We start from the raw sequence: 21,524 nt of genomic DNA on the forward strand, positions 1-21,524 counted from the left end.
CCATGTCTACAACCGAACGATCCCGGAATCGGCAAGGCTATGCCGCGATAGAAAAACACAGTCAGCAATGGCTGCTCGATGCTGGCACCAAGGCCCGCCACACCGCCCGTCAGCAAGGGGCAGCGGCCCTCGACTGGTTTGCCAGCGCCGCTGCCGAAATGCCCGGGCGGGTCGCCAGCCTGCAGGACGACTACCGCGAGCACCTGGCCTTGAGCCGGCAGGTGGACGCCTGGCTCGATACCCTTGCCAACCCTGAAGCTTATGTCGAACCGCTGCTCAAGGCCGCCCTGCAAGGCGCCTTCGGACTCGACCTGGATGTACGCAATACCTGGCTGTTCCAACCTCGCCGGATACAACACGCCGATTCCTTCCTGACCGCATCCAGGGATTGGGCGGTGGAAAATTTCAAATCCTTCCGCCTGGCCTGCCAACCCCTGCTCAGTGTGGCGCTGCAAAACTTTGAAGCCTGGGAGTGCGAACCCGGTGGCATGGACTTGCCGGTAGCCAAGGCGCGCATCTTCACCGTCACCCCCGGACAGGCGCTGTGGGACGGCAAGACCCTTGACATCGTCCCGGAACGCTTCGCTGCACTCTGTCGCAACCTTGATTTCGGCAAGCTGTTCCAGCAACGCATCACCCGGACCTTCGAACCCCATGCCGCCGACGATCCGACCGTCCGGGTCCGGCGCCAGGAAGCCTTCAAGCGCCACGAGCAGTCCGGCCTGCTGTTGCAACTGCACTTGGCGCAGATGGCCGGCCGCATCGACCTGCCGCTGTACCAGGCCATATCGCGGGTACTGCACAACCGCGACGCGCACATCGAGGGGGTGGCACTGACCTGCTCCTGCCTGACCCTATGGAACGTCGAGCTCAACGGCATCCTGCTGTTCGGCGCGGACCGCGCCCTGCGTCACGGGCCGGACCGGATCGTCGTGCATATCCCCGATGATCCCGACGAGCCTTTGCGCCAGTACCCCTCGTTTCTCGACTTCACTCGCCACTTGCGCGACCGCCTGGTACAGCCGCAATACCTGAAGTTTTTCCAGCGCTTCATTCCCCTTCGCCAGCGCGGCCATTTGCTCGGGCAACTGCACCAGGCCTTCCATCCCAAGGTATGGAATCCGGGGGGCTGGTACGAAGATGGCCTGGACCCCAAGGCCAGCCTGCCGTTTCGCGAGCGCACCCTGGAGGGCCTGCTGATGCCGACCCTGCTGCGCCGGCGCATTGCCGCGCTCAGGGATGACGGACTGTTCCTGGTAGTGCCCACGGCCAGCGAGGATCACAAGAGCCTGGCCGGCAAACTCGAGTATTTTGCCCAGGCGGCGCTGGTGGGCCTCAATACCCTGGCTTTTGCCGTGCCGGTGGTGGGTGCCGCGATGATGGTGTTCGGCGCCGCGCAACTGGCACATGAAGTGTATGAAGGCATCGGTGAATGGAGCCGGGACGATCGCCAGCAGGCCTGGAGCTATCTGTTCGACGTACTCGAGAACCTGGCCCTGTTCGCCGCCCTTGGTGCCGCCGCCGGTTCCCGGCCCGGAACTGCCGCGCGCGAATTGCCGAACCTGCCCGATACCCTGCATCCGGTGGAGCTGGCTGACGGCAGCACGCGTCTGTGGAACCGCGACCTGCAGCCGTTCGCCCACGACATCGTGCTTCCGCCCGGGCTGGCCCCTAACGCCAGGGGGCTCTATGAATACCAGGGCAAACAATGGCTGGCTCGCGACGGACGTCATTATTCGGTGGTGCATCGCGAGGACGGCAGTGCGTTTCTTGAGCATCCCCGAAGGGCCGACGCTTATCAGCCGCGCCTGTGGTCGCACCCGGGAGGCGCGTGGCTGCATGAGCTGGACCGGCCACAGGAATGGTCCGGAGCAAGCCTGTTCCAGGGGCTGGGTGCCCTGGCTGCGGGGCTCGATGCCGAGCAGACCGGGCAGTCGCTGTTGATCAGTGGTTGTCACGAGTCCGAACTGCGCCAGGCGCTGGTAGAAGGGCAACGACTACCTGCACTGCTGGAGGAAACCCTCCTGCGCCAACGGCTTTACGTCGAGGTGGCGCAGGGCGAGGGCAACCTCGACCCGGCGCGGCACGCACTGCAGTTCGATTCGCGCTACCAGGCCGCCTTCGCTGCACCGACGGCGGCCCAGCAGCTTGTACTGCGTGACTTCGGCGGGCTGCCGCGTCGAGTGGTGGACGAGTTGCTCGAGCACGCCAGCGCCGAGGAACTGGAGCAGTTGGAGCGCCAGCGCAAGGTACCTTCGCGCCTTGCCGAAGAAGCCCGGGTGTACCTGCAGAAGGTGCGCCTGATGCGTGCCTACGAAGGGCTCTGCCTGCAGGCCCTTGGCAATGACGACAGCGCCCGGCTGGCGCTCCACAGCCTGACGGGATTGCCCGGCTGGCCAGAACAGCTCGCCTTGGAGGTCCGAGCCCTGCGCGGGGACGGCCCTCTGCTCGACCGCGTCGGTCCGTCGTCGGCCGCGGACCCACGGGTGCTGGTAAAGAGTGCCGACGGCTATCGCCTCGCCGGGACGCCGAAAGGGCAGGCTGGCGACCTGTTCAAGGTGCTTCTGGAAGCGTTCACCGCGGAACAGCGCCAGGCGCTTGGCCTGAGCGTGAGCGACCTCGGCCAGGCCCTGCGCCTCCAGGTCCTGCAGCGTCCGCTGCAACGGCCGGCGTTGCGCAAGGTTCTGCACATGCAGCCGATCCGTCCGGCCATGCGTTCTCCCATGCGCCTGGCCAGTGGCCGGCCTGGCTATCCCTTGAGCGGGCACGGGCAATTGCCGCCGGAAGTGTCCGAGAACACCTTGCTCGACCGTATCCGCCTGCTGGAGTTGCCAGACCTATTCGCCGCCGATCTGCTCCAGCAACTGCGTGCCGGTGGTCTGGACGACGCGGTCATCGACGCGCGACTGGTCGCCCTGCTCGAAGAGCGTGGGCACATGCAACGCCTGCTGCCGATGGGTGAGGCGCCGCAGCAGGCGGGCGACAGCGAAGCGATCATCAGCGACCGGCAACAGATCGAACTGGCCCTATGGCAACACTGGCGTGACAACCTGCTACCGGAGATCGGCCGCAGCAACGTACCGCTGCGCCTGTTCGCGGTATCGCTGGAGGCGTTTCCGGAAGAGTTGCCGGCCTTCTTCCGTACCCGAGTCCAGGCCCTGGAGCTTTCCGGGGTCGCCGTGCCGCCGCCGGTGATGACCCCTGATGCAGCGGGCATCCTGCGCTTCGAGGACCGTTTGCAACGACTGTTGCGCGATTTGCCACGGGTCACCCGGCTGGAGATCGACGGGATCCATGGCCGCGGCATACACGACCTGCCGCGCACGGTGGTTGGCGCCTACCCCCAACTGGCCGAGCTGCGCCTGGTCAATCTGCAACTGCCACTCGGTCAGGAGATGCTGGATGAACTCTGCCGTCTCGGCGAACTGCGCCACCTCGACCTTAGCGGAAACCGGCCCAGCCACTTGCCGGTACGCCTGGGCAGCAGCCTGCAACTGGAGTTCCTCGGCCTTGATCGCCTGGGGCTGGAGGAGTGGCCGGACTGGCTGGACAGCGAGGCGCTTGATTGCATAGAGCGCTTGTCCCTGCGCGATAACCGGCTTACCAGCCTGCCGCCCTACCTGCGCGACAATCCTGCCCAGGCCGAACGATCTACCTGGATCTCGCTGCGCGGCAATTTGTTTTCCCACCAGAGCCTGATCGGAATCCGCACCAGTGCCTGGAACGGGCGGCGCTTTCGCTTCGATCTCGTCATCCCGCAGAGCGTGGAGAACATCGTCGCCAACCTGATGCGCGAGCGTGAGCAACTGGCCACAGCCATCGACCAATGGGTACAGGCCTCGCAGCGCGACCTTGCATTGGACGGCTCGCGCATCATTGCGCGGCGCTCCCTCGGCGCAGCGCTGCTGGCCGAGTGGTCGCTACAGGCCCAGGGCTCGACCCTGCGCTCGCTGGTGCTGGAAGATATACGGCTGGACGATTTTCCAGTCCCGCTGCCGGCTTTCTTCCTCGACCGCATCAGTCGCCTGGAACTGATCCGCCCGGTCGGCAGCGCGCAGCAACTCGATGGGCTATTGCGCCGCTTGCGCAATCTCCAGCATCTGATCATCAGCGCTACCGTGCTGGAACGCCTGCCTGCCGTTCTTGGCGAACTCGGGCAACTGCACCACCTGGCCTTGATCGACGCCGGGCTGCAGGTCGACCAGGCCCTGCTCGATGAGCTGGTCCGCCTGCCCGGGCTGACCTCGCTGGAGTTGGGCGGCAACCGTCTCGGCGAGATCAGCGATACCTCGCGAATCAGCCAGCGGTCCTTCAATCTACTGGCGCTGGATCGTATGGACATCAGCCAATGGCCGGCCTGGCTGGACAGCTTGCTGCCCGAACGCGTCCAGTGGCTGAATCTCAACCACAACCGCCTGGAGGCGCTGCCGTCCTACCTGCTGGAAAATCAGGAGCGTGCCAGAGGCAGCACGGAAATCTCCTTGGAAGGCAACCCGCTGAGCGAGGAGATCATGTACTCCGCGCACCTCTCCGAGGGCCTTTCCAGGCCCTACACCTTCCATCTGGACCTGCCCGATTCCATCCGCCGCCTGGGCAGCAGCTGGCGTGGATCCAGCTCGGGCGGTGGCAGTTCCAGCGGGACCTCGCAGATGGACGTGATCAGCGTGGATGCCTGGCTGGACCGGGCCGATGCGGTCAGCGATGCCCGCCGCCAGTTGTGGCAGCAGCTGGAAACCGGCGATGACGCCGACGACCTGCTGCGCCTGATCAACCGCCTGCGCTATACCGCCGAGTACCGCAACGCCGCGACCCGGCCCGACCTGCTGGAGCGGGTGTGGCAGGTGCTGACCATCAGCGCCCACGATGCCGAGGTGCGCCTGATCCTCAATGGTATGGCCGAAGAGCCCGTGCGTCAGTTGCGAGACTACGACACTTGCCCGGACGGTATTCGCCTGGAGTTCAACCAGATGGAAGTGCTGGTCTACACCGGGCAGGCGTTGCGCTCGGCCAGCGCCGGGCAGCGCGGGCCGGTGCTTTATCGGCTGATGCGTCGCCTGTATCGCCTGCACGAGCTGGACAATATCGCTCGCCAGGAGGCCGGGGCCCGGGACGAGGCCGAGGTGCGCCTGGCCTATCGTTTGAACCTGGCCGGCCAGCTGGATTTGCCGCTGGCGCCGGAGCAGATGCTCTATGCCGCCTCCGCAAGCCTGCGGCCCGATGAGCTCGAACGCGTGGCGACGCGGGTGCGCCAGGGTGAGAACGGCCAGGGCATGCTCGACTATGCGGCGCAGCGGGATTTCTGGCTGAGCTACCTGCAGGAGACGTACACCTCGCGCTTCACCGCCATCCGTGAAGCTTTCGAGGCCCAGGTGCTGGGCCTGGACGATCTGTATCCGGATGACACCCCGGTGCAGAGCAGTGCCCGTATCCAGTCGCTGATCGACCAGCGCAAGGCGGATGAAGCCGCCCTGGTCGGCGAACTGACCCACCGCGAAGGGTTGCAGTCGGAGCGGTAGGTAACGGATCCGGCATTCAGTTTTTCGCCAGGTACGCCCGGACCTTGTCCTGCTGCGCCTGTGGCAGCCACGGCTGCCACACCTGCGGATATTCCTTGAGGAAGGCCCGTGCCGCTACGGCCGGGTCCTGGCGTTGTTCGCTCATCTGCGCCAGCAGCGTGTTGAGGGTCTCGATGGGCAGGTCGACCTTGTTGAAAAACTCCACCAGGTCCGGATATTGCTCATGGAAGGCCTTCGATACGCCGATGGACAGTCTGGCCGGTAGCGACCGGCTGCCCTTGGGCGCAGGGTTGGCCGGGTTGGTCAGGGTGGCCCAGGCTTGCTCGTCGAACGGTGGTTCTTCAAGACGTACGAGCTTGAAGCGCCCCATCAGCGGGGTGGGCGACCAGTAGTAGAACAGCACCGGCTTGCCGCGGCGGATCGATGAGGTGACCTCCGCATCCAGCGCGGCACCTGAGCCGCTGCGGAAATTGTTGTACAGGCTGTCCAGGCCATAGGCCTTGAGCTTCTGGCTGTTGACGATTTCCGAGGTCCAGCCGCTGGGACTGTTGAGGAAGCGGCCTTTTCCCGGGGCCTCCGGATCGGCGAAGACCTTGGCGTAGCGTTGCAGGTCGGTGACCGCGCGTAACTCCGGCGCCAGGGCTTCGATACCCTTGGCCGGGTCGCCCTTGATCACGAATTCCGGTACATACCAGCCTTCATCGGCGTGCTTGACCGTATCGCCCAGGGCGAACACCTGGCCGGCCTGCTCGGCCTTGACCCAGGCCGGGCTACGGCCAGCCCACTCCTCGGCGATCACCTGGATATCGTTGCGCGCCAACGCCACCTCCATGCTCACTGTGCTACCGGGCAATGTGTCGGTGGGGTAGCCGTAGCCGTGCTCGACGATCAGGCGCAGCACCTCGGTGGTGAAGCTGCCGCTTTCCCAGGTGATCTCGCCGAAGTGGATCGGCGTCTTCGGCGCGGCCAGCGCGCCAAGGGAGAGCAGGGCGGAGCAGAACAGCAGGGCCAGGCGTTTCATAGGCATGGGGCTCGAATGACGGTGGGCTGAGTGTAGACAGCGGCGCGGGCGCGGCGACTCACTTGGAACCACGGGACCGGCAGCGGGCCCCAATCGGCTCGCTGCGGAGCCTCTTCCCGAGTGTCGGCGGGCAGGCTGCCGACTGACCGAAGGCTGTGCGGCTGGTGCAATGGCGGAACCTACAATCCTCCAGGATTCACGACATGCACAAATTATGGGCCAGCGTCAGCCCCCACGGGATTCTCGACAACACCTACGCCACCTCGGCGCTCACCGACGGCTCGTGCCGGATGGTCAGCCACCAGGGCACCCTGTATTGCGTTTATGTCGATGGGCCGGGCAGTTCGGGGCCCATTAAGTGCATCACCCGCACGTCTATCGCGGACTGGGGCGAACCGAAGACCATCGGCGAGGTACATAGCAAGTTCACGCCGTCCCTCTTCGTATTCAACGAGCGTGTCCACCTGCTGATTACTGGAGTGCTCGGCAAATCCTTGCTGATGACCCTGAACCCGGGCAGCGGGCAATTCGAGCTGGACCACTGGACCGATATGAACATCTCCGAGACCGCTTCGGCGGCGGTGCTTGCCGGACGCCTGCATCTGTTCTACCAGACCCCGGACGGCAGCAACCTCCTGCACCGCTCGACCACCGACCTCAAGGAGTGGACCAAGCCTGCCTATGTGAAAACCGACGGCCAGAACACCGCGCGCAGCTGGCTCAGCCCCCTGGCGATCACGTATCAGGGACTGATCCATCTGATCTACAAGGAAGTCGATGGTGACTTCCGCCTGATCAGGTTCGATGGCGATACGCACTGGACCCGCAGTCGTCTCCTGCTTGCCGATAACTTCCACCATTCACCGGCGGGGGTCGTGCACAACGGACTGCTCAAGCTGCTGTTCAGCGACAAGGTGGGCTACCCCGCCTACGACATCCACCAGTACGCCTACGACGGCAACGTTCTTGGCCCGGCGACCGTCAGCACCGAGCTGGGGGCGGCGAAAAGCCCCGGCGCGGCTGTGCTCGACGGTGTCCTCCACGTGCTGTATCGCGGCCAGCCCTGACTGCGGAGGTTCGTTTCATGTCAGTTGATAATCCGATCCGCCGTTATATCGACAGCCACCTGATCGTCGGTCTAGCCGACGACCTGTTCTTCAACGAGCTGGAGGTCATCCTCGGCGATATCGTCGAACTGCTGCCCACGGCGCCGGCCAATGCCCGGGACAGCGCGTCCTACCTGGCCTACGTGATTTCCCGGCAGTACATGCGCAGCGGCAATCATGACCAGCAGAGCCGTTTCGCCCAGCGCATGGGCGAGCTGTTGCGTCGCCTGTACCACGAGCCGGCGTTTATCGCGCCACTGGGCCGGGCTTCGGCGCAGGACGGTTTTGCCCTGTTGCTGGTGGTGTACCGGGTGCACTACGTGCTGACCATGAACGGCCTGCTGGCGGAGGGCGCGCCGTTGCTGCTGGATGCTGGCGAGCCGTTGCGCGTTCTGCAGATCATCGTCGGTTCGGTCTATGGCCCTTGGCATGCGCATATCCGCCTGCAGGGCGGCCTGCGTGACTATTACCACTGCCGGATTCGCGATCATGCCGGCTCGCCGCAGATTGAGATCGGCCGCTTGCGCGGGGCGGCGGCAGGCCTGGAATTGCGCCTGGCCACCTGGAACATGCAAGGTACCTCGGCCACAGCCGAAAGCAAGTGGCGCACGCGCCTGCTGCAACTGGCCCGGGTCAATGACCTGGTGGCGGTACAGGAGGCGGGCACGCCGCCAGCCTCGGCGCAACTGGTGACGCGCCTGGATGTGCTGGACCAGTTCGGCACTGTGCAGGTGGTAGAGCAATACCTGTGGCAGGCCGGCACCCTGGCGCGGCCGGAGGCATACCAGGTGTATTTCCTCGATGTGCAGCGCCTGCGGGTCAACCTGGCGCTGGTGCTGCGTGCCGATGTGCGCGTGGACGTGCGTGAAGTGCTGCTGATCGCCGATGGCGTGGTCGAGTCCGGCAGCCTGCCGGTGGCCCGCCCGGCCCTGGGCGTGCGCTTGCGCCGGCGCGCAGCGGGGGCGACGGCGTTCAGCGAGGAGGTCACGGTGTACAACTTCCACGCCCTGTCCGGCGGCGGCTCGAATGCCCCGCGGATGCTGCGCGAAGTCAGCTGGCACACCGACACGCCCTATGTACTGCTGGGAGACTTCAATCGCGACCCGACGCAGGGCAACTGGGTCTCGCCGCAGGACCTGGCGCGGATCGAGCCGGCCAGCGACAACACCCACCCGAGCACCGGGGCGGTGACCATGCTCGATTATGCGGTGGTCAATGGCAGTACCGAGCCGATCGAGCCCGGGGTGGTGGATGTGCCGGGGCCTTCGGATCATTTGCCGGTGAGTTATGTGATCCGCTTCAGTTAAGAGTCTCTGTGTTGCTACCGGCCGCACCGCAGCGATGAGGCCAGTAGCAACCACATCAATCCCCGAGCAATCCGCCTGCGGTTGCCATAACCCACCCGCCGTCGCATAGTCGAACCCATTTCCCCCTGCAAGGAACCCCACATATGCTGATCGACGCTTCCCGCGCCACGCTGCTGGTCATCGATGTCCAGGAAAAACTCATCGGCGCGGTGAGCGATCCCGCCGGAACCCTGGCGCGGACCCGCTGGCTGCTCGCTGCCACCGCCGAACTGGGTCTGCCCACGGTGATCTCCGAGCAGTATCCGAAGGGCCTTGGCCCGACCGTGGCCAGCCTGCTGGAAGCGGCACCGCAGGCGCAGGTGGTGGAAAAGCTGCACTTCTCCTGCGTCGCCGGCGAGTGCCTGCCGGCCTCGCTGCTGGCCCGCGAGCAGGTGATCGTCTGTGGCATGGAGACCCATGTCTGCGTGCTGCAGACCGTATTCGAGCTGCTGGAAAGCGGCAAGCAGGTGTTCGTCGTCGCCGATGCCTGCGACAGCCGTACCGTTGAAAGCAAGGTCGCAGGCCTGGAACGCATGCGCGGGGCCGGGGCGCAGATCGTCACCCGCGAGATGGTGCTGTTCGAACTGATGCGCAGCTCCAGCCACGAGAAATTCCGCATCCTCAGCAAGACCTTCCTGGTCGGGGAGCAACCCTGAAAGGCCCGGCGCGCTGGCTGCCGTTCGCACTCCTGGCACTGCTGGCCGGTTGCGTCGGTACGCGCACCAGCCAGGAGCCCAGGCTGTCGGACGCACAGGTTCGCGACAAGGTCGCCGCGCTCCTGCCGGCCAATGTCAGTGACCGCCAGGGCTGGGCGCGGGATATCCAGGTCGCCCTGACCAGCCAGAAGCTCGATCCCAGCCAGTCGAATATCTGTGCCGTTCTGGCCGTGACCGAGCAGGAATCCACCTTCAGCGCCGACCCGCAGGTGCCCAACCTCGGCCGTATCGCCCGCGAGGAAATCGATCGTCGTGCGGCCAAGGCATTCGTTCCAAAAGCATTGGTCAATGCCGCCCTGGATACCCGCTCGCCCAACGGCAAGACCTGGAACCAGCGGCTTGCCGCCGTGCGCAGCGAGCGTGAACTGAGCGGCCTGTACGACGAACTGACCGGGTCGCTACCCCTGGGCCGCACCCTGCTTGGCGGTTTCAACCCGGTGCGTACCGGCGGGCCGATGCAGGTCAGCATCGACTTCGCCGAGCGCCATGCCCGCGACCACCCCTACGACCATGACGGCAGCGTGCGCCAGGAAGTCTTTACCCGGCGCGGCGGCATGTACTTCGGTACCGCCCATTTGCTTGGCTATCCGGCCAATTACCCGCGACCGTTGTACCGCTTCGCCGATTTCAACGCGGGCTGGTATGCGAGCCGCAACGCGGCGTTCCAGGCGGCGCTGAGCCGGGTGACCGGGGTGAAGCTGGCGCTGGATGGCGACCTCATCGCCCACGGCTCGCTGCTGCCGGGGAGCACCGAGAAGGCGGCGCGCATGCTGGGCGAGCGCTTCGGCATGCGCAACCCGACCATTCGCGCGCAACTGGAAAAGGCTGATAGCCAGGACTTCGAGGCGACCCGCCTGTACCAGCAGGTGTTCGCCCTGGCGGACAAGGCGGCGGGCAAGCGGGTAGCCCGGGAAGTGTTGCCGGGGATCAGGCTGGAAAGTCCGAAGATCACCCGGCAACTGACCACGGCATGGTTCGCCAATCGGGTGGATGAGCGATATCAGCGCTGCATGAAGCGGTGATCTTTCGGGCCTCATCGCTGCGGTGCGGCGGTCCGACAAGCCAGCTCCCACAGGGTCAGAGTTGCCCACGCGATCACTGTGGGAGCTGGCTTGCCAGCGATGAGGCACTCAAGGTCCTACTCAGGATTTGCCTGCAGCCAAGGCCCCCACCACCTGCTCCACCCCGGCCTTCAACCCGGACACGCTGTCGGGCGCATCGGTATCCACCACCACCAGCCTCGCCCCCGATGCGGCAATTACCTCCACCACCGCCTGCACCGGCTGCTTGTGATGCAGCACCAGTGCCACATCCTGCCCTTTCAACTCGTCACCCAGTTGCTTGAGCTGCTCCGCCGTCCATTGGTCATCGGCCACTTGCGGGTGATCGATCAGGTCAAGGTTCAAGCCACCCACCAGATACCCCAGTCGATCCGACAGGTTGACCACGCTCAGGTTGTCCGCCTCGGCCAGCTTCGCCTCGCTGGCGGCAGAGAGGTCGAGCAGCTGGCGCTTGAGCCCTGCCAGGTTGGCCTGGATCTTCTCGTGGTCGGCCGGCGACAGGCGCCCGAGATCGTTGGCCAGCACATCGGCCATCCGCCCCAGGTTGGTCGGGTTCAGCCAGGGGTAGCCGGCAAACACGTTGTCGCCCTGCACCGCGATGCCTGGCAGGGCACCGTCCACCGGGTGCGCGGCGTCGATCTCGACGATGCGGATATTGCTGCGGCGTGCCACCGGGTACAGCGGATCGTCGCTCCATATCGAGCGCAGGCCGATCACCGCATCGGCCTTGGTCGCTGCCTTTTGCAGGCTGGTCGCGCCACGACCACTGAAGTACGACGGCTGGCGCGTGGCCGGGAGGTTTTCCGGCGCGGCGCGCACCAGCTTCATCGAGGTGCCGTCCAGCAGCAGGGCGCCAAGGCCGTAGGTCACCGGCAGCGAGGCGAGCACGGTGACGCCCGCCTGTTGTTGCGCGGCAGGTTTCGCCGGGCTCTGCGCCTGGACGGCGAGGGGCAGGCCAGCCAGCAGCAGGGCCAGGCTCAGGTGCTTGAGGGTAGGAGTCATGCCGGGTTTCCTTGCAGGCGTGGAACCAGGCCGCGCGCCAGCGCGGCGAGGGCGAAGAAGCTGCCGGCGACCAGGATGATCGCTGCGCCCGAAGGCACCGGCAGGTCGAAGACGATAGGCAGGAGAATGCCGATCAGGGTGCTGAAGGTGGCGATCAGTACCGAGGCGAAGAAGAAGCCCTTTAGCGACTGGCTGACCAGCCGCGCCGCTGCCGCCGGAATCACCAGCAGGGCACCGACCAGGATGGCGCCGATGACTTTCACCGCCGCCACCGTGACCAGGGTCACCAGCACCACGAACAGGTAGTCCAGGCGCTTCACCGCCACTCCACGAACTGCCGCCAGTTGCGGGTTGAAGCTGGCCAGCATGATGCGGTTGTACAGCGGCAGGGCCAGGGCCAGCACCAGGCCGGCGACGATGCCGAGCACCACCAGGTCCTGCCCGCTGACCGTCAGCACCGAGCCGAACAGCACGTTCTCCAGGATGTGCACGTTGATCTTGCCCGCCAGCATCAGCAGCAGGCTCGCCCCCAGGGCCAGGGATACCGAGAGGAATACGCCGATCAGGGTGTCCGGCGACAGCCCGGTGCGGTTGCGCAGGTAGTTGAGCAGGATGCCGAACAGCAGGCAGTAGCCGAACAGGCTGCCATAGGGGCCGGTGTAGGGCTCGCCGAGCAGGATGCCGATGGCCACGCCGGTCAGCGCGGCATGACCTACCGCTTCGGAGAAGAAGGCGAAGCGCTTGACCACCACCAGGGTGCCGAGGCCGCCCAGCACCGGGCCGATCATCAGCCCGGCGAGCAGGGCATTGACCACGAAGCCATAGGCCAGGGCTTCGGGCAGGTAGCCGGCGCTGGCCCAGCCCTGGATCAGCAGGCGGAATTCTTCGTAGTTCATCAGCTGATGCTCTCGCTGCGCGGGTGGATGGAGAACAGGCCGAGCAGGCGCTCGGGGGTCAGGGCTTCTCTGGGCGCTGCGTCGAACAGCACCCGGCGGCTCAGGCCGGTGACGCGGTCGGCCAGGCGGGACACGGCTTGCAGGTCGTGCTCGATCCACAGCACCGTGGTCCCGGCCTGGCGCCATTCGCCGAGCAGGCGCTCGAACACCTGGATACCGGCTTCGTCCAGCGCCGACATGGGTTCGTCCAGCACCAGCAATTGCGGCGCCGGGATCAGGCCCTGGGCCAGCAGCACGCGCTGGCGCTCGCCGCCGGACAGGGCGCCCATGCGCCGCTTGCGCTTGTCCTGCATGCCGACCCGGGCCAGGGCCGCGTCGATGGCCGGCGACACGCGTCTGGACAGGCCGAGGAACGCCGGGGTGCGCTGGCACATCGCGGCCATGAAGTCATCCACGGTCATCGGCAGGCCGCGGTCGAATTCCAGGGCCTGGGGCACATAGCCGATCACCCGGGCTGCGTCCGGCCAGGCCAGGGCCAGGCGGCCATGGTGCGGCATCTGCCCGAGCAGGGTCTTGATCAGCGAGCTCTTGCCGCCGCCGTTGGGGCCGACGATGGCATGCACGCTGCCGGCCGCGACCTGGAATCGCACCTGGTCGAGGATCCGCGTGCGGCCAAGGGTCAGGTCGATGCCGTCGAACTCGATGGACGGCCCGCAGGGCGCGGCGAGGACGGGTTCGGCCACGGTCATGCCTGGTTCTCCTTGATCGCGCGGACCACGGTGTCGAGGTTGCGCTTCATCTCCACTTCGTATTTTTCCTTGGTGTATTCGCCGTAGGAGATATGGGTCAGCGGATAGAGCTTGACCCCGGCTTCGCGCTGGATGGTCTCGACATAGGCGGACGGGAAATCCATCTCGGAGAAGATCACCTTGACGTCCAGGGCCTGCAACTGGTCGATGGTCTTCTTCAATTGCGCCGGGCTTGGCTCGATACCGTGGGCAGGTTCCACAACCGCAGTGACCTCCAGGCCGAACTCGCGCACCAGGTAGTCGTAGGCGGCATGGATGGTGGCGACGCGGAACGACGGGTTCGGCGCTTCGGTCAGTTGCGCCAGGGCATCGGCGCGCAGCTTGCGCAGGCGCTTGGCGTAGTCGCGGGCGTTCTGGCTGTAGAACCTGGCGTTGTCCGGGTCCAGCTTGCCCAGCTCGCGGGCGATGTTGTTGACCTGGGCGATGCTGGCGCTGATCGACAGGAAGGTGTGCGGGTTGACCACCTTGCCGGCGCCACGGGCGGCGATGCCGGTGGCGGCCAGCAGTGGCACGTTGGCGTTGGATTCGATGGTCGCGATGCCGGGCTTTTCGCTGGCGGCGATCATGCGGTCGGCGAAATCGTCGTGGCCGACACCGTTGAGCACGATCACATCGAGCGTGCCGATGCGCTTGATATCGTCGGCCCGCGGTTCGTAGGCATGGGGATTGAAACCGGCCGGAATCAGCGGCACCACTTCGGCGCGGTCGCCGACGATATTGCTGACGTAGCTGTAATAGGGATGCAGGGTGATGCCGATGCGCAGCGGCTTGCCGTTTTCGGCGAAGGCCAGGGCGGGCAGGGCCACGGCGACGAACAGGCTGAGGACTCGGAGGACAACGGAACGGAGCATGGGCATTCCTTGCGGGTCAGTGCTGATGCTGGCGGGTGACACCGGCGTCGTAGTGGGTGGCGATCTGTTTCCAGCCGGCGGCCTGCAGGGCGCTGGCGGTCAGTTCGGCGGGCAGGGTGGGCGCGGCCTTGCGGCTCAGCCAGACATCGGCTGCGCCGTCGTGGGCCTCGGGCACCAGCAGGACGAAGCTGCCGGCGGTGTCCGGTTTCGGGCTCAGGCCGACATAAGCGGCGTTGAGCTGGCGCCACTGGTGCGCACCGCGGGTAACACTGCTGGCATCGGCGACGAAGGGCGCGAAGCCTTCCTCGGCCAGCAGTTCGACGCTGGCCAGGCCGGGCTCTTCATCGCGGCGCGCCTGGATCTCGTCGAAGGCCACCCGCAAATCGGTGTAGATGCCTTGCTCGGCAGCATTGAGATCAAGCCGGGCATCCAGTTGGTGGGCCTCGACCCGGGTCTCGTCCTCGCGCTCGCCGCGCAGGCCGACCACGGCGGCGGCCAGCGCCAGGATCAGCAGGGCGACCAGCGCCACATAGAGGGTTTCATGTCCGGCACCGGCCGGTCGTACCACCTGGACCTGGCTCATGGTTCACCGATGTCGGCATGGTCGATTTCCACCACATGGCCGGGGCCGGCATCGAACAGCACATAGAATTCGCCGTCCGGGCGCTTGAAGGTCAGGGTCGAGTCGTCGCCGAGCTTGCCGGGTACCAGCACCGTCTCGTCGTAGCCGATCACATCCAGGGTCACCCCCGGCGCGCCGCTGCCGTCGGAGAAGCCGCCGGTGCATTTGATCCGTTCGCCATCGACCGGCTCGCACTGGCACATCGGGTTGTGCGCCAGGGCAGGGCCGGCGCAGGCCAGCAGCAACAGGGGCAGGACGAGCCTGCCGGCTTTGAAGATCATGGTTTGCCTCCTTGTTTGTTCAGCCAGGCGAGGGTGGCAGGGGATGCCTTGGCCAGGGGGACCGAGGCCTGGTGCAGGCTGCCGTCCCAGCCTTCGAGGGTGATCCACAGCTCGGCGTCGGCGCGGGTGCGCGCGGGTACCGGCAGGCTGGTGCTCATGCGGTGCGGGTTGCCGAAGAAGATGGTGCCGGCGGCGCGCAGGCTGCGCGGCTTGCCGATGCGCAGGTAGGCGGCCTTGACCTCGCTGCCGCAGGAGCTGCACAGCGAGGCGTTGAAGGCCTTGAAGTAACCGGCCGGGCCGTCCTGGCGCGGGGCCTCGGCGAGCAGTTCGGAAAGGCTGATGCTCCATGGGCCGACGGCGATGTTTTCGATCGGGTTAGCGCCGAGGCCGCTTTCGCCGCGGAACATTTTCGCGTCGGCGAAGTACTTGGGCATGAAGCCGAGGGGAATCAGCAACAGCAGGATGTTCAGGTGGAAGCGCCATTTCAGCCACCACTGTTTCAGCGGGCTCGGTGCAGTGACAGCGTCGCGGGCCTGGCTCATGGCTGCATCTCCGTGGCGGCTTCGCCGGTGACCTTGGTTGCCCTCGGCGTCCTGTCGGCACGCTTGAGGGCGGCGGCGGTGGCCTGGGCGGTGCGCTTGGTCCAGATCAGCAGGCCGCTGAGCACCATCATCGACAGCAGCAGGCCGAAGAAGGCCCAGATCAGCTTGATGGCGAGCCCGCCGAAGTCACCGGTATGCAGCGGGCGCATGGATTCGGTGACGAACTCCAGGGCCGAGCGGTCGCCGACCAGGAACGAGGCGTCGACCTTGCGTGTGTAGGGGTTGACGCTGGCGGTCTGGAACATCAGCGGATACCAGCCGCGGCCGCCCAGGTAGATGTGGCCGTAGGCATTGGACGGCAGTTGGGCGAAGGTCACGTCCAGGCCGGGGACCTGCGTGGTGGCGATGCGCGTGGCTTCGTCGAGGTCGATGCGCGGTACCGGGGCCTTGCTGTCCGACAGCGGCACGTCTTCGCGAGCGATCACCGGAGTGATCGGCTCGGTGGAAAGGGTGATGTGGTTGTCGGCGAGGAGTGCCTGGATCAGGAACCAGGTGCCGGTGATGGAAATCACCGCGATGAACCAGATCGACCAGATGCCGCTCAAGCGATGGAAGTCGCCCCAGAAGATCCGCGCGCCGTGGTTGAAACGCAGGGTCGGTTTGAAAAAGCCCTTCCAGAAACGCTTGTAGACCACCAGCCCGGTGACCAGCGACGCCAGCATCGGCAGGCCGAGCAGCGACACCAGGTACCAGCCCCAGCTGTAGCCATTGGTGAAGGGCACCAGCCACCAGCCGTGCAGGGCACGGGTAAAGCCTTCGAAGTTGAAGTCCGGGCTCTTGCCTTGGATCGCCCCGGTATAGGGGTTCACATAGAGGATCGGCGCGGTGCCGTCGGGGAAGGTCACGGCGGCGTTCAGGGCGAAGTGCGAACCGTCCGGCTGGCTGATGTAGCGCACGGCCATGTCCGGCTCGGCCTGCTTCAAGGCATCGAGGACCTGCTGGAAGCTCAGGCGCTCGGCATCGTCGTTCGGTTTGCTGGCGCGCACATCGGGGTTGGCCAGCCAGACGATTTCCTGGCTGACCACGGCCAGGGTGCCGGTGACGCAGACGATCAGCACGAAGAACCAGATGGGCAGGGCAAGCCAGCTGTGGACCAGGAACCACAACCTGGATTTGGACTTTTTCGATTGTTGGGCCATTGCATCAGTCTTGTTCGTAAAAAGTGGGGTCGAGCCGATGCTCAACCGAGGGCTGCACTTGTAAGGACGAATGAGAATCGAAAACCTGCGCAGGAATATGTAAGTAAATAATTCATGGGCAGGTTTCGGGCAGCTCCCGATGGACTGATGTGCTGACTGTGGACCTCCCGATAGTGGTGGGACAACACAGACCCTGTGGGAGCTGGCTTGTCGGACCGCCGCACCGCAGCGATAGGGCCCGATCAGACAGCTTCATTGCCCGAACTGGCCTCATCGCTGGCAAGCCAGCTCCCACAGGGGACGGTGCAGACCTTAGAGCTCGCGGATCACCCGGAACCCGAGCCAGTCCCCACGGGTAGTGATGTACACGTTATTGCGGTTCCCCGAGCGCGAGAAGATCGGCGCTTCGCCCCAGTCATTGCCGCGGATCTGCACCACCTTGCAGCCCGGCTCCTTCCACGCGCTGCCATCGCTCGGCGCGCCGACGTAGCTGTCGTGATGGCAGTCGGCAACGAACTCATAGACATTGCCGTGCATGTCGTACACGCCGAAATCGTTGGGCGGATAGCTGCCTGCCGGCGATGTGTAGCTGTAGCCGTCCTTCGGCCCGTACACGTTGGCGTGCTGGCTGATCTCGTACTCGGCGTCCGGGTCCAGCGGGAACGGGAAGGGCCCGGTGCTGCCGCCGCGCGCGGCATATTCGCGCTCGGCTTCGCTGACCATGCGGTAGTGCTTGCCGGTCTTCTTCGACAGCCAGGCCACATAGGCTTCGATATCGTGATAGTCCATGCACACCGCCGGCTGTTTCGGGCCTTGCTTGTAGCGCGGCTTGCTGGCCTTGCACTCGCGACCCGGGCGGGTGTCGCCATCGGCGATCTTCACCCCGGACTCACGGATATACGCATCCCATTCCCCGGCCGTGACCTGGAAACGGCTAATGGCGAAGGGCCTGGCGAAGGTCACCTGGTGCAGCGGGCCTTCATCCGGCTGGCGTCCCAGCTCGTCGTCCGGGGTGCCCATCATGTAGCTGCCGGCGGGCAGCACGACCATTTCCGGGCAAGCGGTCTTGCAGTCGCGAAACACCGTACCGGGCTGGTCGCCGGCCGCCAGGGCGGGCAGGCTGGCGGAGCCGAGCAGGGCGGTCAGGGTGAGGCGGAACAGGACAGGAGTCATCGCAAGGCTTTCCTTCAGAGTTTCTTGATCAGCAGGGCCATGGCCCGGTCGATTTCCTGCTCGTCGTTGAGCAGGCCCGGGGCCAGGCGGATCACCGGGCCGACATCGCGGTTCACCGCGTCGGACATCACCTTGTTGTCCGCCAGGTACGCGGCGATGGCGTCCGGGTCGCGGTCCTTGATACGGAAGAAGGTGAAACCGGCGGAAAACTCGCTGCTGCGCGGAGTTACCAGCTGGATCTGCCGGTGCTCCAGCAAACGTGCCTTGAGGCGGTCGTTGAGCTGGTGGATGCGCGCCTGGACCTCGGCCTTGCCCAGTTGCAGGTGCAGTTCGAAGGCCTTGCCCATGGCCCAGCGATGTTCGAAGGCGTGGTAGCCGCCCGGGTCATGGTGGTGGCGAAGTCCTCGTCCTGGGAGAAGGTGGCGAAGGTCGGCACCAACGGCCCCATCTGTTCCGAGGCGGCGCAGATCAGCCCGGTGCCGCGCGGGCCGAACATCCATTTATGCACGCCGGAGATGAAGTAGTCGCAATTGAAGTCGGCGAAGCGCTGGTTGTCCACGCCGAAGCCGTGCACACCGTCCACCACGTAGATGATCCGGTTGTGCTCGTCACGGTCGCGGTTGTGCCGGCGGACGATCTCGCCGATTTCGCCCACCGGCAGCTTCACGCCGCTGCCGGAATGCACCCAGGTCATGCCGAGGACGCGGGTTTGCGGGCGGATGGCCTGGTCGATGGTGGTGAGCACCTGGTCCTTGGAAATCTCCCACGGGTTCCTGAACAGGCGCAGCTTGCGTACCTGGGTGCCCTGGCGGCGGGCGCGAAAGGCCAGGGTCCTGTGGGTGGAATAATGCTCGTGCTCGGTGGTGAGGATTTCCTGGTCGGCGCCCACCTGCAGGCCGCCGTAGATCATGCCCAGGCCCTCGGTGGTGCTGCCGGTCAGGGCGATCTGCCGCGGCCGCACTTCCAGGTAGCGCGCGGCCCAGTCACGGACCTCGCCCTCGCGCTGCCATTCGTACTGGCTCTCCCAGTCCATCAGCGCCGCCGGGTTGCGGTCGATCTCGCGGCGGTAATGGTCGATGGCCTCCTGCACCGGGCGCGGATGGGCGGTGATCAGGAAGTTGGCGAAGTGTGCGGTGTCCGGGTCCAGGGGAAACAGCTCGCGCAGGCGCCGCCATTTGTCCGGCCCCTGCAACAGCGGCATGCCGGCAGGTTTTTCGGCAGCCTTGGCCAGCGAACTGGCCAGCGGCAGGCCGGCACCCAGGATGGCGGCCTGCTTGAGAAAGGTGCGGCGATCGTTCATGTCGGGGGCGGTCCGGTTCAAGGGGTAACGGCAGCCACGGGGCGGGCGCTTTTCTGCACCTGTTCCCAGACCCGCAGGAAGTTGCCGCCCCATAGCTTGGCGATGTCCGCCTCGCTGTAGCCGCGGGTCAGCAGCTCGGCGGTGATGTTGCGGATCTCGCTGACGTCCTTCCAGCCGTCCAGGCCGCCGCCGTCGTTGAAGTCGGAGGCGATGCCGACATGGTCGATGCCGATCTTCTTCACCGCATAGTCGATGGCGTCGCCGAACTCTTTCAGCCCGGCCTTGGGTTCCTTGTCGACGATGCCGTAAAGATTGCTGGCGTAGTCGCCGAAGCGCGCTTCGGGCCAGATGGCGATCACCGCGTCGCCGGGCATCAGCGCGTTGGCCAGGCCGTCGAGCGGCTGCAGGTCGAAGCGCGCGCGCAATGCCTCGAGCTTGTCCAGGGTCGGCTTGCTCAGGGGCTTGAGGTAGGTCGGGAAGCCGACGATCTGCACTACGCCGCCGCTGTCCTTGATCAGTTGCAGTTCCTTGTCGCTGAGGTTGCGCGGGATATCCACCAGCGCCCGCGGTGCCGAGTGCGAGGCCACCAGCGGCGCGCGGCTGAGGCGGGCGACCTGTTCCAGGGCGAGGGTGGACATCTGCGACACGTCGATGATGACCCCGAGGTCGTTGAGCCGGGTCACCGCCTGCTTGCCGATAGGCGCCAGGCCGCCGAGGGCGTCGGCGGTGTCGTTGAAGAACGGCAGTGGCCGCGACGAGTCGGACCAGTCGTTGTTGCCCACGTAGTTGAAGCCGAACATGCGCATGCCGCGGGCGGTCCACAGGTCCAGCTGGTCCAGGTCATCGCCCAGCGGGTAGGCGTTGAGCATGCTGATGAAAATGGCGAACTTGCCTTCGCCGTGCAGGCGGCGGAAGTCGTCGGGGGTATAGGCGATGCCGACCTGGTTGGGGAAATCGCGGACCATGCCGGTGATGATCCTGTAGCGCACTTCCTGCTGGTGCCGGGCCTCGTCGACGAAGCCCGGGGTCGGTCGGTGCGGAGCATTGGGGCCGTTCCACAGTTCCGGCCAGCCGAAGATGGTCAGCGCCGCGCCGGACAGCCGGCCGCGCCCGGCCTTGACCAGGTCGAACTGGCCCGGTCCGTCCTTGTCCGCCTCGCGCCCGGCGCTGCCGAAGTCCAGGGGCACGGTGATATGGCTGTCGAAGGAAATCATGTGCTCGTGCAGGGCGTTGGCCTGCTCGACGATCTTGCGCGGGTAGCCGGCGTCGTTCTTCCAGTACAGCCAGCCGGCGGCAGCGGCGCCGAGGCCGAGCGCCAGGACCAGCGGCAGGCCGATGAACAGGGCTTTGCGGGAGCGGGGTTTGGTCATTGCCATCTCGGTCGCGATTGAGGTGTCAGGGGAAGAACGAAGAAGCGGCGAGGAAATTTACGCAGGGAGAACGGGTTAAAGGTTTATGTGCAACGGCCGATGCCCTGTTCGGATCTCTTATTTCAGGACGTTAATTTTCATGGCCGATTACCTCAAAGCCCTGGCATCGAACCTGTCGATCAACGGCAACCTCAGCAGCGTGACCAACAAGACCAACGTCGCTTCCGATCCATCGGCGGTGCCGGAGGGCAGTGTGCGAGGCGATCTGTCGGCAGTACGCAGCGGCGGCGCGGCAGCGCCCACGGCGTCGGAAAAGACGGCGCAGACCACCAGCGAGTCAAATGAAGTCAAGCTGCTGCGCGAACGGGTGAAGGAATTGCAGAAGCAACTGGCCCAGCAGCAGAAAGAACTGCAGGAAGCCATGGCCAGCGATCAGGAAGACACCATCAAGCAGACCCGCATCGCCTCAGCCCAGGCGGCGGTGGCGGCGACTACCGGCCAGTTGTTGCAGGCCAATGCCGCACTGCTGGCGGCGCTGACCGAGTCGGGGAGCAGTACTTCGGGGAATAGCGTCGATACCACTGCCTGAAGCCAGCAGTCAGGGTTGACACAAAACCCTGTGGGAGCTGGCTTGCCAGCGATGAGGCGGCTTGGGCAATGATGGTGTCAGGTCGGGCCAAATCGCTGGCAAGCCAGCTCCCACAGGGGCCAAG

At 65.6% G+C, this 21,524-nt stretch carries 17 protein-coding genes and 1 pseudogene; 6 read left to right on the plus strand and 12 right to left on the minus strand.

Features of this window, described 5'->3' with window-relative positions; all coding sequences use genetic code 11:
* The first annotated feature begins 2 nt into the window (after positions 1-2).
* A complete protein-coding gene (locus CSV86_RS05995) occupies positions 3-5,516 on the plus strand; it encodes an NEL-type E3 ubiquitin ligase domain-containing protein (protein WP_009394564.1) in 5,514 nt (1,837 codons plus the stop codon).
* Between the two features lie 16 nt (positions 5,517-5,532).
* On the opposite strand, the gene CSV86_RS06000 is transcribed toward CSV86_RS05995, so the two are convergent.
* The gene (locus tag CSV86_RS06000; RefSeq protein WP_009394566.1) at positions 5,533-6,537 is read right to left on the minus strand and encodes an ABC transporter substrate-binding protein; all 1,005 of its coding nucleotides are present in this window, start codon (positions 6,535-6,537) and stop codon (positions 5,533-5,535) included.
* A gap of 203 nt (positions 6,538-6,740) precedes the next feature.
* On the opposite strand from CSV86_RS06000, the gene CSV86_RS06005 reads away from it, so the two are divergent.
* From CSV86_RS06005 to CSV86_RS06020, 4 genes are all read left to right on the plus strand, one after another.
* Complete coding sequence (locus tag CSV86_RS06005) at positions 6,741-7,604, plus strand: hypothetical protein (RefSeq protein ID WP_009394568.1); 864 nt, start codon at positions 6,741-6,743, stop codon at positions 7,602-7,604.
* Positions 7,605-7,621: 17 nt separating this feature from the next.
* A complete protein-coding gene (locus CSV86_RS06010) occupies positions 7,622-8,950 on the plus strand; it encodes an endonuclease/exonuclease/phosphatase family protein (RefSeq protein ID WP_009394570.1) in 1,329 nt (442 codons plus the stop codon).
* Between the two features lie 143 nt (positions 8,951-9,093).
* On the plus strand, positions 9,094-9,645 hold the full coding sequence (locus CSV86_RS06015; protein ID WP_009394571.1) for a hydrolase: 552 nt from the start codon (positions 9,094-9,096) through the stop codon (positions 9,643-9,645).
* Positions 9,642-10,727, plus strand: a complete 1,086-nt coding sequence (locus CSV86_RS06020; RefSeq protein ID WP_051032665.1) for a DUF1615 domain-containing protein — start codon at positions 9,642-9,644, stop codon at positions 10,725-10,727. Before CSV86_RS06015 ends, CSV86_RS06020 begins: the two co-directional genes overlap by 4 nt.
* A 120-nt stretch (positions 10,728-10,847) precedes the next feature.
* Here the strand turns inward: CSV86_RS06020 and CSV86_RS06025 are convergent, their stop codons facing one another.
* The 11 genes and pseudogenes from CSV86_RS06025 to pvdM all read right to left on the minus strand — a co-directional run bounded on the left by CSV86_RS06025 (position 10,848) and on the right by pvdM (position 20,811).
* Complete coding sequence (locus CSV86_RS06025; RefSeq protein ID WP_009394574.1) at positions 10,848-11,768, minus strand: metal ABC transporter solute-binding protein, Zn/Mn family; 921 nt, start codon at positions 11,766-11,768, stop codon at positions 10,848-10,850.
* Positions 11,765-12,664, minus strand: coding sequence for a metal ABC transporter permease (locus CSV86_RS06030; protein ID WP_009394575.1), 900 nt, complete (start codon positions 12,662-12,664; stop codon positions 11,765-11,767). The genes CSV86_RS06025 and CSV86_RS06030 overlap by 4 nt, the downstream gene beginning before the upstream one ends.
* Positions 12,664-13,413, minus strand: a complete 750-nt coding sequence (locus tag CSV86_RS06035) for a metal ABC transporter ATP-binding protein (protein WP_009394579.1) — start codon at positions 13,411-13,413, stop codon at positions 12,664-12,666. The genes CSV86_RS06030 and CSV86_RS06035 overlap by 1 nt, the downstream gene beginning before the upstream one ends.
* Positions 13,410-14,324: a metal ABC transporter substrate-binding protein gene (locus CSV86_RS06040; protein ID WP_009394582.1), complete on the minus strand. Its 915-nt coding sequence runs from the start codon at positions 14,322-14,324 to the stop codon at positions 13,410-13,412. The genes CSV86_RS06035 and CSV86_RS06040 overlap by 4 nt, the downstream gene beginning before the upstream one ends.
* Positions 14,325-14,340: 16 nt before the next feature.
* Positions 14,341-14,907 (minus strand): DUF6162 family protein, encoded by a 567-nt coding sequence (locus CSV86_RS06045; protein ID WP_009394583.1) that lies wholly within the window; start codon positions 14,905-14,907, stop codon positions 14,341-14,343.
* Entirely contained in the window at positions 14,904-15,227 is a 324-nt protein-coding gene (locus tag CSV86_RS06050; RefSeq protein ID WP_009394584.1) for a hypothetical protein, read from the minus strand. Before CSV86_RS06050 ends, CSV86_RS06045 begins: the two co-directional genes overlap by 4 nt.
* Entirely contained in the window at positions 15,224-15,769 is a 546-nt protein-coding gene (locus tag CSV86_RS06055; RefSeq protein ID WP_009394587.1) for a PA2404 family protein, read from the minus strand. The genes CSV86_RS06050 and CSV86_RS06055 overlap by 4 nt, the downstream gene beginning before the upstream one ends.
* Positions 15,766-16,968: a PepSY-associated TM helix domain-containing protein gene (locus CSV86_RS06060; protein ID WP_009394589.1), complete on the minus strand. Its 1,203-nt coding sequence runs from the start codon at positions 16,966-16,968 to the stop codon at positions 15,766-15,768. Before CSV86_RS06060 ends, CSV86_RS06055 begins: the two co-directional genes overlap by 4 nt.
* 312 nt (positions 16,969-17,280) lie before the next feature.
* Positions 17,281-18,141 carry a dihydropyoverdine dehydrogenase gene (pvdO, locus tag CSV86_RS06065; protein WP_009394597.1) on the minus strand — a complete coding sequence of 287 codons (861 nt, stop codon included), beginning with the start codon at positions 18,139-18,141 and terminating at the stop codon, positions 17,281-17,283.
* A gap of 14 nt (positions 18,142-18,155) precedes the next feature.
* Positions 18,156-19,441: pseudogene (pvdN, locus tag CSV86_RS06070) on the minus strand (pyoverdine-tailoring periplasmic protein PvdN).
* 17 nt (positions 19,442-19,458) lie between these two features.
* The gene (gene pvdM, locus CSV86_RS06075; RefSeq protein ID WP_009394600.1) at positions 19,459-20,811 is read right to left on the minus strand and encodes a pyoverdine-tailoring dipeptidase-like protein PvdM; all 1,353 of its coding nucleotides are present in this window, start codon (positions 20,809-20,811) and stop codon (positions 19,459-19,461) included.
* Positions 20,812-20,950: 139 nt separating this feature from the next.
* Between pvdM and CSV86_RS06080 the strand changes: the two genes are divergently transcribed.
* A complete protein-coding gene (locus CSV86_RS06080) occupies positions 20,951-21,400 on the plus strand; it encodes a hypothetical protein (RefSeq protein ID WP_009394601.1) in 450 nt (149 codons plus the stop codon).
* Positions 21,401-21,524 lie beyond the last annotated feature (124 nt).

The organism is Pseudomonas bharatica CSV86 (assembly GCF_000319305.2).
GTDB classification, from domain to species: Bacteria; Pseudomonadota; Gammaproteobacteria; order Pseudomonadales; family Pseudomonadaceae; genus Aquipseudomonas; species Aquipseudomonas bharatica.

What these genes read in the sequence shown, in the direction of transcription:
- CSV86_RS06005 (WP_009394568.1), top strand. Translation starts at nt 6,741, where the DNA reads ATGCACAAATTATGGGCCAGCGTCAGCCCCCACGGGATTCTCGACAAC.
- CSV86_RS05995 (WP_009394564.1), top strand. Translation starts at nt 3, where the DNA reads ATGTCTACAACCGAACGATCCCGGAATCGGCAAGGCTATGCCGCGATA.
- CSV86_RS06000 (WP_009394566.1), bottom strand. Translation starts at nt 6,537, where the DNA reads ATGAAACGCCTGGCCCTGCTGTTCTGCTCCGCCCTGCTCTCCCTTGGC.
- CSV86_RS06055 (WP_009394587.1), bottom strand. Translation starts at nt 15,769, where the DNA reads ATGAGCCAGGCCCGCGACGCTGTCACTGCACCGAGCCCGCTGAAACAG.
- pvdM (WP_009394600.1), bottom strand. Translation starts at nt 20,811, where the DNA reads ATGACCAAACCCCGCTCCCGCAAAGCCCTGTTCATCGGCCTGCCGCTG.
- CSV86_RS06050 (WP_009394584.1), bottom strand. Translation starts at nt 15,227, where the DNA reads ATGATCTTCAAAGCCGGCAGGCTCGTCCTGCCCCTGTTGCTGCTGGCC.
- CSV86_RS06080 (WP_009394601.1), top strand. Translation starts at nt 20,951, where the DNA reads ATGGCCGATTACCTCAAAGCCCTGGCATCGAACCTGTCGATCAACGGC.
- pvdO (WP_009394597.1), bottom strand. Translation starts at nt 18,141, where the DNA reads ATGACTCCTGTCCTGTTCCGCCTCACCCTGACCGCCCTGCTCGGCTCC.
- CSV86_RS06045 (WP_009394583.1), bottom strand. Translation starts at nt 14,907, where the DNA reads ATGAGCCAGGTCCAGGTGGTACGACCGGCCGGTGCCGGACATGAAACC.
- CSV86_RS06035 (WP_009394579.1), bottom strand. Translation starts at nt 13,413, where the DNA reads ATGACCGTGGCCGAACCCGTCCTCGCCGCGCCCTGCGGGCCGTCCATC.
- CSV86_RS06010 (WP_009394570.1), top strand. Translation starts at nt 7,622, where the DNA reads ATGTCAGTTGATAATCCGATCCGCCGTTATATCGACAGCCACCTGATC.
- CSV86_RS06025 (WP_009394574.1), bottom strand. Translation starts at nt 11,768, where the DNA reads ATGACTCCTACCCTCAAGCACCTGAGCCTGGCCCTGCTGCTGGCTGGC.
- CSV86_RS06015 (WP_009394571.1), top strand. Translation starts at nt 9,094, where the DNA reads ATGCTGATCGACGCTTCCCGCGCCACGCTGCTGGTCATCGATGTCCAG.
- CSV86_RS06040 (WP_009394582.1), bottom strand. Translation starts at nt 14,324, where the DNA reads ATGCTCCGTTCCGTTGTCCTCCGAGTCCTCAGCCTGTTCGTCGCCGTG.
- CSV86_RS06060 (WP_009394589.1), bottom strand. Translation starts at nt 16,968, where the DNA reads ATGGCCCAACAATCGAAAAAGTCCAAATCCAGGTTGTGGTTCCTGGTC.
- CSV86_RS06030 (WP_009394575.1), bottom strand. Translation starts at nt 12,664, where the DNA reads ATGAACTACGAAGAATTCCGCCTGCTGATCCAGGGCTGGGCCAGCGCC.